This window comes from Nocardioides sp. Soil777 (genome assembly GCF_001428425.1).
In the GTDB taxonomy this organism is placed as follows: domain Bacteria; phylum Actinomycetota; class Actinomycetes; order Propionibacteriales; family Nocardioidaceae; genus Nocardioides; species Nocardioides terrigena.
Genome location: NZ_LMSN01000001.1, coordinates 564,437 through 577,400 on the forward strand (window position 1 = coordinate 564,437; position 12,964 = coordinate 577,400).

At 72.6% G+C, this 12,964-nt stretch carries 16 protein-coding genes; 6 read left to right on the forward strand and 10 right to left on the reverse strand.

The window, feature by feature from the left end:
- The first annotated feature begins 77 nt into the window (after positions 1 to 77).
- Together ASG88_RS02740 and ASG88_RS02745 are read left to right on the forward strand one after the other, a co-directional pair.
- Entirely contained in the window at positions 78 to 1,241 is a 1,164-nt protein-coding gene (locus ASG88_RS02740) for a sensor histidine kinase (RefSeq protein WP_056885827.1), read from the forward strand.
- Entirely contained in the window at positions 1,238 to 1,909 is a 672-nt protein-coding gene (locus tag ASG88_RS02745) for a response regulator (protein WP_056886050.1), read from the forward strand. The genes ASG88_RS02740 and ASG88_RS02745 overlap by 4 nt, the downstream gene beginning before the upstream one ends.
- Before the next feature lie 4 nt (positions 1,910 to 1,913).
- Here the strand turns inward: ASG88_RS02745 and ASG88_RS02750 are convergent, their stop codons facing one another.
- The 3 genes from ASG88_RS02750 to ASG88_RS02760 all read right to left on the reverse strand — a co-directional run bounded on the left by ASG88_RS02750 (position 1,914) and on the right by ASG88_RS02760 (position 3,940).
- A complete protein-coding gene (locus ASG88_RS02750) occupies positions 1,914 to 2,684 on the reverse strand; it encodes an MBL fold metallo-hydrolase (RefSeq protein WP_056885828.1) in 771 nt (256 codons plus the stop codon).
- 10 nt (positions 2,685 to 2,694) lie between these two features.
- A complete protein-coding gene (gene murI, locus ASG88_RS02755; protein WP_056885829.1) occupies positions 2,695 to 3,507 on the reverse strand; it encodes a glutamate racemase in 813 nt (270 codons plus the stop codon).
- 67 nt (positions 3,508 to 3,574) lie between these two features.
- The gene (locus tag ASG88_RS02760) at positions 3,575 to 3,940 is read right to left on the reverse strand and encodes a winged helix-turn-helix transcriptional regulator (RefSeq protein WP_056885830.1); all 366 of its coding nucleotides are present in this window, start codon (positions 3,938 to 3,940) and stop codon (positions 3,575 to 3,577) included.
- A gap of 106 nt (positions 3,941 to 4,046) precedes the next feature.
- Between ASG88_RS02760 and ASG88_RS02765 the strand changes: the two genes are divergently transcribed.
- Together ASG88_RS02765 and ASG88_RS02770 are read left to right on the forward strand one after the other, a co-directional pair.
- On the forward strand, positions 4,047 to 4,907 hold the full coding sequence (locus ASG88_RS02765) for an NAD(P)H-binding protein (RefSeq protein WP_056885831.1): 861 nt from the start codon (positions 4,047 to 4,049) through the stop codon (positions 4,905 to 4,907).
- Between the two features lie 43 nt (positions 4,908 to 4,950).
- The gene (locus ASG88_RS02770; protein WP_056885832.1) at positions 4,951 to 5,991 is read left to right on the forward strand and encodes an alkaline phosphatase family protein; all 1,041 of its coding nucleotides are present in this window, start codon (positions 4,951 to 4,953) and stop codon (positions 5,989 to 5,991) included.
- A gap of 35 nt (positions 5,992 to 6,026) precedes the next feature.
- On the opposite strand, the gene ASG88_RS02775 is transcribed toward ASG88_RS02770, so the two are convergent.
- The 4 genes from ASG88_RS02775 to ASG88_RS02790 are packed head-to-tail and all read right to left on the reverse strand — an operon-like array spanning position 6,027 to position 8,619.
- The gene (locus ASG88_RS02775; RefSeq protein ID WP_162259801.1) at positions 6,027 to 6,899 is read right to left on the reverse strand and encodes a DUF3152 domain-containing protein; all 873 of its coding nucleotides are present in this window, start codon (positions 6,897 to 6,899) and stop codon (positions 6,027 to 6,029) included.
- A 7-nt stretch (positions 6,900 to 6,906) separates the two neighbouring features.
- The gene (locus ASG88_RS02780) at positions 6,907 to 7,857 is read right to left on the reverse strand and encodes a PLP-dependent cysteine synthase family protein (protein WP_056885834.1); all 951 of its coding nucleotides are present in this window, start codon (positions 7,855 to 7,857) and stop codon (positions 6,907 to 6,909) included.
- A gap of 4 nt (positions 7,858 to 7,861) precedes the next feature.
- The gene (locus tag ASG88_RS02785) at positions 7,862 to 8,164 is read right to left on the reverse strand and encodes a MoaD/ThiS family protein (protein WP_056885835.1); all 303 of its coding nucleotides are present in this window, start codon (positions 8,162 to 8,164) and stop codon (positions 7,862 to 7,864) included.
- A complete protein-coding gene (locus ASG88_RS02790; protein ID WP_056885836.1) occupies positions 8,164 to 8,619 on the reverse strand; it encodes a Mov34/MPN/PAD-1 family protein in 456 nt (151 codons plus the stop codon). The genes ASG88_RS02785 and ASG88_RS02790 overlap by 1 nt, the downstream gene beginning before the upstream one ends.
- Positions 8,620 to 8,710: 91 nt before the next feature.
- On the opposite strand from ASG88_RS02790, the gene ASG88_RS02795 reads away from it, so the two are divergent.
- A complete protein-coding gene (locus tag ASG88_RS02795) occupies positions 8,711 to 9,961 on the forward strand; it encodes an MFS transporter (RefSeq protein WP_056885837.1) in 1,251 nt (416 codons plus the stop codon).
- Here ASG88_RS02795 and ASG88_RS02800 read toward each other — a convergent pair.
- From ASG88_RS02800 to clpS, 3 genes are read right to left on the reverse strand one after another with little or no spacing between them, the layout of a single operon-like run.
- A complete protein-coding gene (locus ASG88_RS02800) occupies positions 9,958 to 10,428 on the reverse strand; it encodes an NUDIX hydrolase (protein WP_056885838.1) in 471 nt (156 codons plus the stop codon). The genes ASG88_RS02795 and ASG88_RS02800 overlap by 4 nt on opposite strands.
- On the reverse strand, positions 10,425 to 11,018 hold the full coding sequence (locus ASG88_RS02805) for a DUF2017 domain-containing protein (RefSeq protein ID WP_235534700.1): 594 nt from the start codon (positions 11,016 to 11,018) through the stop codon (positions 10,425 to 10,427). The genes ASG88_RS02800 and ASG88_RS02805 overlap by 4 nt, the downstream gene beginning before the upstream one ends.
- Before the next feature lie 13 nt (positions 11,019 to 11,031).
- Positions 11,032 to 11,328 carry an ATP-dependent Clp protease adapter ClpS gene (gene clpS / locus ASG88_RS02810; RefSeq protein ID WP_056885839.1) on the reverse strand — a complete coding sequence of 99 codons (297 nt, stop codon included), beginning with the start codon at positions 11,326 to 11,328 and terminating at the stop codon, positions 11,032 to 11,034.
- 54 nt (positions 11,329 to 11,382) lie between these two features.
- Here clpS and ASG88_RS02815 point away from each other — a divergent pair, with 54 nt between their 5' ends.
- Positions 11,383 to 12,690: a nicotinate phosphoribosyltransferase gene (locus tag ASG88_RS02815; RefSeq protein WP_056885840.1), complete on the forward strand. Its 1,308-nt coding sequence runs from the start codon at positions 11,383 to 11,385 to the stop codon at positions 12,688 to 12,690.
- Positions 12,691 to 12,964: the final 274 nt, after the last annotated feature.

Consider the following 12,964-nt stretch of genomic DNA (forward strand, 5'->3'; position numbering starts at 1 on the left):
ACCGGACATCGGTCCCAGGGCTCGATCCGGCCCCTACCAAAGTAGGGGACGTCCGCGCACGCCCTAGCCTGTGCGGCATGGACCACCCGACGCCGGCGGAGACGCAGCCTCCGCTGACCTGGCGCAGCCACGCCTGGCGGCTGGCCGTGTGCGCCCTGATCTCCGCCCTGGTCTGGGGCCAGGCGATCCAGGGCGAGCTGGAGTCGCACCGGGTGCTCTTCTGGGTCGAGGTGCTCTTCGGGATCGCGGCCTACGTCCTGGTCGTCATGCGGCGCCGGGCCCCGGTCGCCATCGCGATGGTGACGGCCCTGCTGAGCACGTTCTCGGGCATCGCCGCCGGCCCGGCGACCCTGGCGGCGGTGTCCGTCGCGACGCAGCGGGTGCCGTGGTCGGTGGCCCTGGTCGGGGTGACCAACGTGGTCGCGGCGACGACGTACACCTTCTACGCCCCCATCGAGCTGCGCGAGCCGTACTGGATCGCGGTCGTGGTCAACGTCGTCGTCAACGCCGCGATGATGGGCTGGGGCCTCTACCTCGGGTCCCGCCGAGAGCTCCTCTGGACGCTGCGGCAACGCGCGTCGAAGGCCGAGGCCGAGCAGGAGCTGCGGGTCTCGCAGGCCCGCGGCACCGAGCGCGAGCGGATCGCCCGCGAGATGCACGACGTGCTCGCCCACCGGATCACCCAGGTGTCCATGCACTCCGGGGCGCTGGCCTTCCGCGACGACCTCGCCGCCGACGAGCTGCGCGCCGGGCTGACCCAGATCCAGGGCAAGGCCAACGAGGCCCTCCACGAGCTGCGCGGCGTGCTCGGCGTGCTGCGGGACGCCAGCGGAGAGCCGGTCGACCAGCCGCAGCCGCGCTTCGCCGACATCGAGGGGATGATCGCCGAGACGCGCCGGAGCGGGGTCCGGGTGACGTACGACGACCGCGTCGACCAGGGCGGGCAGCCGGTGCCGGACGCCGCCGGTCGCACCCTCTACCGGATCGTGCAGGAGGGGCTCACCAACGCCAGCAAGCACGCCCCCGGCGCCCACGTCACGGTCGAGGTCTCCGGCGACCCCGAGCGCGGCCTCGACGTGGTGGTCAGCAACCCGCTCGGCTTCCACGCCTCGGACGCCCCCGGTGCCGGGCTCGGCCTCATCGGCCTCGCCGAGCGCGCCGAGCTGCGCGGCGGCCGCCTCGAGCACGGGCGCCGCGGCACGCTGTTCGTGCTGCACGGGTCGATACCGTGGACCACGTGAGCGGGCCGACCGGCGCACCGATCTCGGTGCTGATCGTCGACGACGACGCCCTGGTGCGCTCGGCGCTGACGCTCATGCTCGGCGGCCAGCGCGACATACACGTCGTCGGCGAGGCCGGTGACGGCGCCGAGGGCCTGCGCAAGGCCGCGTCGCTGCGTCCCGACGTCGTGCTGATGGACATCCGGATGCCGGTGATGAACGGTCTCGAGGCCACGCGTGCCCTGCACCGGGACAGCGACCCGCCCGCGGTGATCGTGCTGACCACCTTCGACGCCGACGAGCACGTGGTCGGGGCCGTCGCCGCCGGTGCCGACGGGTTCCTCCTCAAGGACACGCCACCGACCGAGATCGTCAGCGCGATCCGCCTCGTCGCCGGCGGCGAGGCCATGCTGTCGCCGTCGGCCACCCGGTCCCTGCTGCGCCAGGTGCGGGCCGGGGCGCCCGACGACCGGGCGACCGAAGCGGGGTCCCGGATCGACCTGCTCACCCTCCGCGAGCGGGAGGTCGCCGTCTGCGTCGGCCGAGGACTGTCCAACGCCGAGATCGCGGCCGAGCTCTACCTCTCCGTCCCCACGGTCAAGGCACACGTGTCGCGCCTCTTCGACAAGCTCGACGTCACCAACCGCGTCCAGATCGCGATGGTCGTCCACGACGCGGGACTCGTGTGACGACTCAGAGCTGGTAGACGGCTCCGGCCACGGCCAGCTCGAGCGGGCCGTCCCAGGTCGTCCGGGCCTCGGAGAGCGCGTCCTCGGGGTCGTGCCACGGCGGCACGTGGGTGAGGACCAGACGCCCCACGCCGGCGCGGCCGGCGGCGGTGCCGCACTCGGAGCCCGTCATGTGCAGGTCGGGCGGGTTGTCCTCGCCGTCACGGAAGGACGCCTCGCACAGGAACACGTCGGCCCCCGCGGCGAGGCGCTCGAGCGACTCGCAGGGCCCGGTGTCCCCGCTGTAGGCGACGGACCGACCGTCGGCGCTCACCCGGAGCGCGAACGCGTCGACGGGGTGGACCACCTCCGCCGACTCGACGCGGAACGGACCGACCTCGACGACCGGCTCGTGCGGACGGAAGTCGAACTCCTCGGTCATCCCCGGGTCGAGGGGCAGGTCGTAGGCGCGCGCCATCCGGCCGGGGGTGTCCGGCGGCCCCCACACCGGGATCCGCGGCTGCGCCCCGGTCGGGTGGTACTTGCGCATCACGTAGTAGCCGCAGAGGTCGAGGCAGTGGTCGGCGTGCAGGTGGCTGAGGAACACGGCGTCGATGGTCAGCGGGTCGACGTACTGGTGGAGCTGGCCGAGCGCACCGTTGCCGAGGTCGACGAGGATGCGCCAGGTCCGGGTCCCGCCCGCGCCGTCGGGGCCCTCGGCCTCGAAGAGGTAGCTGCTGGCGCAGGAGTCGGGCCCCGGGTAGGAGCCCGAGCAGCCGACGACGGTGAGCCTCATCGGTGACACCTCATCGAAGGCCACCGGCGAACTGGGAGGCGCCGAGCAGCTCGGCCCCGAGGAAGCGGCGACCGATCGTCTCGAACTCGTCGGGCCGGCCCGTGGTGGCGAAGGAGTAGGTCGGCTCGCCCGACTCGCGCATCCGGTCGGTGCGCACGAGCATCTTGTAGACGTCCTTGGCCGACTCCTCGGCGGAGCTCACCAGGGTCACCCCGTCACCCATCACGAGGGAGATGATGCCGGTCAGCAGCGGGTAGTGGGTGCACCCGAGCACCAGGGTGTCGACCCCGGCCTCGACCAGGGGGTCGAGGTACTCGTGCGCGACGGCCGTCAGCTCCTCACCGCCGGTCACGCCCTGCTCGACGAAGTCGACGAAGCGCGGGCAGGCCCGGACGTGCAGGTCGACGTGCGGGGCGGCGGCGAAGGCGTCCTCGTAGGCCATCGACTCCGCGGTGGCCCGGGTGCAGATGACCCCGATGCGGCCGGTGCGGGTCGCCGCGACCGCCCGCCGGGTCGCCGGCAGGATGACCTCGATGACCGGGACGTCGTACCGCTCACGCGCGTCGCGCAGCATCGCTGCGCTCGCGGAGTTGCAGGCGATGACCAGCGCCTTGACGCCCTGCTCGTAGAGGTGGTCGAGGCACTCGAGGGCGTACTCGCGGACCTCGCCGATCGGCTTCGCGCCGTACGGCTGGCGGGCGGTGTCGCCGACGTAGAGGATCGACTCGTGGGGCAGCTGGTCGATGACCGACCGGGCGACGGTCAGGCCACCGAACCCGGAGTCGAAGATCCCGATCGGGTCCTCGCGGTGGTAGGTCGGCACAAGCAGCAAGGCTAGGGCGTGCGGACCGCGGATGGCACGCGCCCGGCCGCGTCGGTCCCGTCACACGTCACGTGTCGAGGATCTCGCCCGCGTGCGCCGCGATCCACTGCATCAGCGGCACGAGGTGGGCTGCGAGCTCCGTGCCGGCCGGCGTCAGCGAGTACTCCACGTGCGGCGGGACGACGGGGCGGGCGTCGCGGTGGACCAGCCCGTCGGCCTCGAGGGTGCGCAGCGTCTGGGCCAGCATCTTCTCGCTCACCCCCTCGGCACGCCGGCGCAGCTCGCTCCACCGCAGCGGTGGACCCTCGGACAGCGCCAGCAGGACCAGGACGCCCCACTTGCTCATCACGTGGTCCAGCAGGGTGCGGCTGGGGCACCCGCTCGGGAAGACGCCGTCGGGGAAGTGGTCACGCAGGCCCTTGCTTACTTCCATGCCAGTACCTTACTTCAAAGTGGGTACTAACTCTCGGGAAGTATGCAGACGACCGGCCGGTTGGAGCGGACGACACCCCTCCTGATCGTCCGCGAAAGGACCCACCATGACCACCTACCTCGTCACCGGCACCAGCGGCCACCTCGGCCGCCTCGTCGTCCGCTCCCTCCTCGACCTCGGTGTCTCCCCCGCCGACGTCGTCGCCACCGCGCGGGACACCGCGCCGATCGCCGACCTGGCCGCGCTCGGAGTCGTCGTACGCCGGGCCGACTACACCGATCCCGCCTCCCTCGATGCCGCGTTCGCGGGCGTGGACCGCGCCCTGCTCGTCTCCTCCAGCGCCGTGGGCGAGCGGGTCGCGCAGCACGCTGCCGTCATCGAGGCCGCCGCCGCGGCCGGTGTCGAGCTGCTCGGCTACACGAGCATCACCCGGGCGACGACCTCCGGCCTGCTCCTCGCCGGGGAGCACGCCGCCACCGAGAAGCTGCTCGCCGACGCCGGTCTGCCCACCGTGCTGCTGCGCAACTCGTGGTACCTCGAGAACTACACCGAGCAGCTGCCCACGGCCCTCGAGCACGGGGCCGTCCTCGGAGCGGCCGGCGCCGGGCGCGTCAGCGCAGCCACGCGAGCCGACTACGCCGCGGCGGCCGCCGCCGCGCTGGTCGCCGACGACCAGGCCGGCCGGGTCCACGAGCTCGGCGGCGACGTCGCCTTCACGCTGGCCGAGTACGCCGCGTGGGTGAGCGAGGCGTCCGGCACCCCTGTCGTCCACCACGACCTGCCCGCCGCGGACCACACCGCCGCGCTGGTCTCCGCCGGGGTCCCGGAGGGGTTCGCCGCGGTCCTCACCGACTCCGACCTCGGGATCGCCCGGGGCGACCTGCACACCGACACCGGCGACCTGGCCCGCCTCCTGGGCCGCCCGACCACCACGCCGATGGAGGCGATCCGCGCCGCGCTCGCGTGAGCAGAATCGGGACCTCCGGGCACGGGCGCCTATCCTGACGCCCATGCCCGGACGCACCGCCGCACGCCGCTCGATCGCCCTCCTCGCCTCCGCCGCGCTCCTCGGCGCAGGAGCCGGGGCGGCCGCGACCAGCGCGCCGGCCCCTGCGCCCGCGCCCGACACGAGCCGCCGCGCCGTGACGGACACGGTCGTGGCCATCTCCATCGACGCGCTCAACCCGAAGGCCCTCACCAAGCTCGGGCGGGCCGGCACCCCGCACCTGCACGCCCTGCTCGACCAGGGCGCGAGCACGCTCAACGCCCGCACCGAGCACGAGCTGACCCTCACCCTGCCCAACCACACCGGCATGGTCACCGGGCGACGCATCCAGGCGACCACCGGCGGCCACGGGGTGACGTGGAACGACGACCGCCGCCGACCGGGCACCGTCCAGGCCGCGGCCGGCGAGTCGGTCGAGTCCGTCTTCACCGTCGTCGACGACGCCGACCTCTCCGCGGGCTTCTTCGCGAGCAAGACCAAGTTCTCCCTGTGGGACCGCTCGTGGCCGCTGGCCACCGACGCGCAGACGATCATCGAGAACAACCAGAAGCTGGTCCGGGCCTTCAAGCGCGACCTCGGCGGCGCCACCCGCGCCTTCCGCCTCCTGCACCTGTCCGAGCCCGACGTCGTCGGCCACGCGAAGGGCTTCATGGGCCAGGCCTACCTCCGCGCCGTGCGCCGGGCCGACCGCCGGGTGGGGAGCGTCATCGACGTGCTGCGCACGGACCCCCGCTACGCCGGCCACACGACGGTGATCCTCACGGCCGACCACGGTGGGCGCGGCAAGGGCCACTACGACGCGACCTCGATCCACGACTACCGCGTCCCCTTCGTGGTGTGGGGCAGCGGCGTGGACCCGGGCACGGACCTCTACGACCTCAACCCCGACTACGCCGACCCCGGCCGCGACCGGGTGTCGTACGACGGCGTCCAACCGGTCCGCAACGGCATGGTCGCCAACCTGGCCCTCGACCTCCTCGGACTCCCCGCGGTGCCGGGCAGCGAGCACGACGCCGACCAGGACCTCGGCGTCAGCGCCGACTGACCGCTGGCTCAGCGCTCACGCGCAGTCGGGCTCGCTCAGCGCTCGCCGGGCAACGGCCAGGGGTTGAAGCGGCAGCCCGAGAGCCCCTTGGACTGCTGCATCATCACCGGCGCCGGGCGGCCCGGCCCCGGGCAGCCGACGTGGCCGCGTCCGAGCCAGTGGCCGGTCTCGTGGTTGACCACCATGTGGCGGTAGTCGCGCAACGCCTGCCCGGCGGCGTTCCACGCGGGTGAGGCGTGCTTCCACCGCTCCTGGTTGATGACCACGAAGCGACCGACCCGGCACGACCACATGGTCGAGCAGGTGGCGGAGAAGGACGGGAGGGTGGCCGCGGCGGCCAGCACCAGGGTGAGGTCGCCGCCCCGCGGCACCCGTCTGAACTCGACGCCACCGGCCCGCCAGCCCCGCGCGTCGTCGAACGTCTCCTGCGCCTGGCGGCGGAAGACGGCGACGCTCGTGGTGATCGCACCGCGGGTCGCGACGCTGTAGGTGACGCGGCGCCGTACCGGAGCGGCGTACGCCACCCGGCGGGTCTGCGCCGAGAGGGCGGCCGTCCACCCGTGGCCGTCGGCGCGGACCCGCACCTCGACGCGCAGGCGGGCGCCGACGTCGGAGGCGCCCAGGCGGTAGCGGCGCTCGCGGGCGCCGCGGACCGGCTCGCCGTCGCGCAGCCAGCGGTACGTCGTCTCGGCACGCCGCGGCGTCCAGCTGCCGGGGTGCGCCCGCAGCACCTCGCCCTGGCGCGGGCGTCCGTCGACGGACGGGGGCTCGGTGTTGGTGAGCGGGGGCTGGACGAGGACCAGCTCGGCCGAGGCGGGCGCGACAGAGGTCGCGAACGGCAGCAGGGTCAGGACGAGCGCAGCGAGCGCCGGGACCAGCGGCACACGACGGAGGACTCGCGGGAGCACGGAGCCATCATGCCCACAACTGCCCGTCGAGGCGATCCTCCGCCTCGTCGACGGTGCCCTCGTAGGCACCGGTCGAGAGGTACTTCCACCCGCCGTCACAGACGACGAAGGCGATGTCGGCACGCTCGCCGGCCTTGACCGCCTTGGCGGCCTGGCCGAGCGCGGCGTGCAGGATCGCCCCGGTCGAGATGCCGGCGAAGATCCCCTCGAGCTCGAGGAGCTCGCGCACGCGCCGGACCGCGTCACGCGGGCCGACGGAGAAGCGCGAGTCGATCAGCGACGCGTCGTACAGCTCGGGCACGAAGCCCTCGTCGAGGTTGCGCAGGCCGTAGACGAGCTCGCCGTAGCGCGGCTCGGCGGCGACGATCCTGACGTCCGGCTTGGCGGAGCGGAAGAACCGGGACACGCCCATCAGGGTGCCGGTGGTGCCGAGCCCGGCGACGAAGTGGGTGATCTCGGGCAGGTCGGCGAGCAGCTCGGGACCGGTGCCCTCCTCGTGCGCGAGGGCGTTGGCCTCGTTGCCGTACTGGTAGAGCATCACCCAGTCCGGGTGCTCACCGGCGATCTTCTTCGCGACGCGGACCGCCTCGTTGGAGCCGCCGGCGGCGGGCGAGGAGACGATCTCCGCCCCCCACATGCGCAGCAGCTGACGGCGCTCCTCGGAGGTGTTCTCGGGCATCACGCAGACGATCCGGTAGCCCTTGAGCTTGGCCGCCATGGCCAGCGAGATGCCGGTGTTGCCCGAGGTCGGCTCGAGGATCGTGGCGCCGGGACGCAGGGTCCCGTCCTTCTCGGCCTGCTCGATCATCTTGAGCGCAGGCCGGTCCTTGATGGAGCCGGTCGGGTTGCGGTCCTCCATCTTGGCCCAGATGCGGACGTCGGGGCTGGGCGACAGCCGCGGCAGCCCGATCAGCGGGGTGCCGCCGACCGACTCCAGCAGGCTGTCGTAGCGGGTCATGCGGCTATCGACCCACCGGCTGCGCGGACGAGCCGGCTCCGCCGGCGACGGCGGGGAGGACGACGACCTGGTCGCCGTCGGAGAGCTCGGCGTCGAGGCCGCCCATGAAGCGGACGTCCTCGTCGTTGATGTAGACGTTGACGAAGCGACGCAGGTCGCCCGACTCGATCAGGCGGTCCTTGATCCCGGGGTGGTTGCCCTCGAGGTCGTCGATGAGTGCCTGCAGGGTCTCGCCGCTGCCGTCGACGGCCTTGGCGCCGTCGGTGTAGGTGCGGAGGATGGTGGGGATGCGGACCTCGATGGCCATCAGGGGGTGCTCTCTTCCGATTCGCGGGGCTGCAGCTGGGCGACCACGGTGACCTCTTCCTCGGTCACCTCGCCGTCGATGATGCGATACGACCTGAACTCCACAGGGCCGTCGTTATTCCCGTGCTCGCGCGTGCTGACGAGCACGTAGTGCGCGTTCGGCTCCATGGCGAGGCCGATGTCGGTGCGGCTCGGGTAGGCCTCGGTGGCCGTGTGCGAGTGGTAGACGACCACCGGCTCCTCGTCACGCGCGTCCATGTCCTTGTAGAGCTGGAGCAGGTCGGTGGAGTCGAACTCGTAGAACGTCGGGCTGCCGGCCGCGTTGACCATCTCCACGAGCCGCTCGGGGCGGTCGCTGCCCTCGGGTCCGGCGACGATGCCACAGGCCTCGTCGGGGTGGTCACGCCTGGCGTGGGCGACGATCGCGTCGTACGTCGTCCGGTCGATGGTCAGCACGCCGTCCAGCGTAGGCAACCGGCCAACTTGACCGCACGCCGTCTCACCACATATATCTTGACGTCAAGATAGATCGAGCCGTGGGAGACCGATGACGACCAGCTCCGTGGAGCCGTTGACCCGGCGCGGGGTGCCGCTGGACCCCACGTTGCGCACGATGGCACTGGGCCAGTTCGCCAACCGGTTCGCGGGCGGTGCGCTGATGACCACCAGCGCGCTCTACTTCACGCGCCACCAGGGCTTCAGCGCCACTGAGGTCGGCCTCGCGCTCTCGGTCTCGGCGCTGTTCGGACTGCTCGTCAACGTCCCGGCCGGCCAGCTCGCGGACACCCGCGGCCCGACCCGGGTGCTCAGCTGGCTCATGCTCGGCGCGGCGCTCACCGCCTGGCCGCCGGCCTTCGCGCCCACTCCCCTCGCCCTCACCCTGCTGCTGTCGGTGCAGGCCGTCTTCCTCAGCGCCTCCGGCGCGGTCTACCAGGGCGTCATCGCCCAGCTGGCCACCGGCGGTCGGGGCGTGCGCTTCAAGGCCTACCTGCGCGCCGTCACCAACACCGCCATCGGCCTGGGCTCGATGGTCGGCGGCCTCGCGCTCCTCGTCGACGAGGACTGGGCCTACATCTCGGTCTTCTTCGGGCAGGCGGTGCTCACCGGCTTCGCCGCCTGGAACACCACCCGTCTCCCCCCGCTCCCGTCGCACCCCCGGCAGGAGGGCGAGGCGCGCCTCGGCGTGCTGCGCGACCGCCCGTACGCCGTGCTGATGGTGCTGCACATGCTCTTCGTCACGCACTTCTTCATCATCGAGATCGGGCTGGTGCTCTTCATCGCGGAGCACACCACCGCGCCCACCGTGCTCGTGTCGGCAACGCTCGTGCTCAACACGGTGCTGGTGGCACTGCTCCAGGTGCGGATGACCCGGCACATCGACACGGTGACCGACGGGTCGCGTGCCTTCGTCGTGGCCGGCTGGCTGGTGGCGGGCGGCTTCGTGCTGATCGGCTTCGCCCAGGACCTCGACGTGTGGGCGGCGTGCGCGCTGCTGCTCGTGGGGACCGTGGTGCACGTCTTCGGCGAGATCGTCGGCTCCGGCGGTCAGTGGAGCCAGCAGATGGGTCTCGCCCCGCACGAGCGGCAGGGGCAGTACCAGGGCTTCGCCTCGCTGAGCTTCGGGGCGGCACGGGTCATCGGGCCTCCCGTCGCGGCGTACCTCTGCGTCGGCCTCGGGCGCACCGGCTGGATCATCCTGGCCGTCGCCATGGTGCTCATCGCCTACGCCATGACGCCCGTGGCGCGCTGGGCGCTGGCGACGCGTGCCGACTACGGCGTCACGACGCACTCGGGCTAGGAGGTGAAGCGCGCCTCACGCTCACCGGACAGCGCGGCGGCCACCCGCTGCGACATGGAGTCGGACATGGGCGGCAGACCGTCCACGGGCCACCAGCGCACGTCGGTGGACTCGTCGTCGGCGACGTACGCCTCGCCGCTGATCCACGTGCAGGCGAAGGTCAGGTCGAGGTACGACGCACGGTCGCCGTTGTCGTAGACGACCTCCGACATCACCGAGGTCGAGGCCAGCCGGTCGACCCGGATGACGACGCCGGCCTCCTCGAGGGCCTCGCGCGCCGCCGAGACGGCGGGCTCCTCTCCCGGGTCGACGATGCCGGTGACGGGGGTCCACGCGCCGTTGTCGGCCCGCTCGACCATGAGGATCTCGTCGTCGCGCCGGATGACCGCCGTGACGCCCGGCAGCCACAGCGGGTGGGTGCCGATCATCTCGCGGATCTCGAGGACGAAGTCGGGGACGGGACTCATGCGGTCAACGCCTCGACGATCGTCTCCTGGAGCCAGCCGATCCACTCGTAGATGTCGTGGGCCTGGGCGCGCGGGTCGTCGTCGGGCAACGCGTGCCACATCGCCTCGTCGCCGTCCTCGACGCCCAGGCGGGTGGCCAGGGCGAGGCGGATGTCGGTGAAGGAGCGCATCCAGGTCTCCGCCGTGGGCTCGTCGAGCTCGACGTCGATCATCAGCCCGTCCTCGGTGAGCTCGGGCGGCAGCCCGGCCTCCTCGAGGCCCTCGATGATGGTGATCGCGGCGGCCGCCTTGCCGTTGCGCAGGCCGCCCTCGGTGAAGCGCCGGAACTCTCCCGCGGCCTCCTCGTCGTCGACGTACGCCGTGGGGAACAGCCGGTGGAGCACCGGGTCCTCGGGCGCGGTCGTCGGACCCGAGAAGTCCATCATCGCCTCGAACGGGTCCCGGCTCTCGTCGGGGACGGCGGCCTCGTTGCGCAGCAGCTCGACGATCTGGGAGGCCAGCGAGCGGAGCAGGTCGGCCTCGAAGCCGGTGAACGTGGCGATGACCCGCCGGCTCCTGCGGTGCCGGGCGAAGCCCGTCACTGCGTCCACCCCTCGCTGCCGCTCACGAGGCCTTCTCCATGGTCGCCCACAGGCCGTACTCGTGCATCGCCTGCACGTCGCGCTCCATCTCCTCGCGGGTGCCGGTGGAGACCGCCGAACGACCGTCCTCGTGGACCTCCATCATCAGCCGCTCGGCCTTGGCCTTGTCGTAGCCGAAGTACTTCTGGAAGACGAAGGCGACGTACGACATGAGGTTGACCGGGTCGTTCCAGACGATGGTCACCCACGGCTTGGCAAGGAACGTGATCTCGTCCGGCGAGAGCGTCGGATCGACCTCGACGGGGCTGGCAGCAGACACGGGTCCATCGTGGCACAGGCCTGAAGGCCCGCTCCCGCGTGGGAGGGTGGACGGGTGACCCGATCGCCGGCCGACGCGCGCGGGCCCTCGACGGCCCTGCTCACCGACCACTACGAGCTCACCATGGTGCAGGCCGCGCTCCGTGCCGGCACCGCCGACCGACGCTCGGTCTTCGAGCTCTTCCCGCGTCGCCTGCCCGAGGGACGGCGCTACGGCGTGGTCGCCGGCGTCGGGCGGGCCCTCGACGCGATCGAGGCCTTCCGGTTCACCGACGAGGACCTCGCGGTCCTCGAGGACGTCGTCGACGAGGCCACGCGGGAGTGGCTGGCCTCCTACCGCTTCTCCGGCGACGTCTGGGGGTACGCCGAGGGCGAGGCCTACTTCCCCCACTCGCCGCTGCTCGTGGTCGAGGGTGGCTTCGCCGAGGCCGTGCTGCTGGAGACCGTGCTCCTGTCGATCTACAACCACGACTCCGCGATCGCCTCCGCCGCCTCCCGGATGACCTGGGCGGCCGGCGACCGGCCCTGCATCGAGATGGGCTCGCGGCGCACCCACGAGGAGGCCGCCGTGGCGGCTGCGCGGGCGGCGTACGTCGCGGGCTTCGCCACCACCTCCAACCTCGCCGCGCGGCACCGGTACGGCGTGCCCACCGCCGGGACGGCGGCGCACTCCTTCGTCCTGCTCCACGACACCGAGGCCGACGCGTTCCGGGCGCAGGTCGACGCACTGGGGGTGGGGACGACCCTGCTGGTGGACACCTACGACGTCGCCGAGGCGGTCCGGGCGGGGGTCGGGATCGCCGGCCCCGACCTCGGTGCCGTGCGCCTCGACTCCGGCGACCTCGGGGTGCTGGCCCACGAGGTGCGCGCGCAGCTCGACTCCCTGGGCGCCACCGGCACCCGCATCCTGGTGACCAGCGACCTCGACGAGCACTCCATCGCCTCGCTCGCCTCCGCTCCGGTGGACGGCTACGGCGTCGGCACCCAGCTCGTGACCGGCTCGGGCCACCCGACCTGCGGCTTCGTCTACAAGCTCGTCTCCCGGGCGGGCGACGACGGCGTGATGGTGCCGGTCGCCAAGCGGTCCACGGACAAGGTCTCGATCGGCGGCCGCAAGCACGCCCTGCGCCGGCGCGACTCTTCGGGGATCGCGCGGGCCGAGGTGGTCGGCATCGGGGACGTCCCCGTCGACGACGGCGACGACCGTCCGCTGCTCGTCCCCTTGGTGTCGGCCGGCGAGGTGGTCGGCCGGACGACCCTCGAGGAGGCGCGCGCCCACCACCTCATGGCGCGCGCCGAGCTCCCCCGCGCCGCCGGCAAGCTCTCACGCGGCGAGCCGGTCATCGAGACGCTGCACGTCTGAGCCGTCGGGCGGTCAGACCCTGCGCGAAGAGCCCCGACAAGGACCATGGCCACCGGTCGGCGGGGCTGCGATCATGCAGGGATGGGCTCGTCGGTGCCAGCACCACGCCCGGCAGCACGCGCCGGACGGCCGCTCGCGCACGAGACGGACGCAGGGCCGCGCACCTCGCGGACCCGAACGCGCAGACCATGGCGGCCACCGGCCGTCCGGCTCCATGACGGGCAGGGTCGCGAGAACGGCCGGCGCCGTCGCCGACCCCATGAGAGGGACCCCG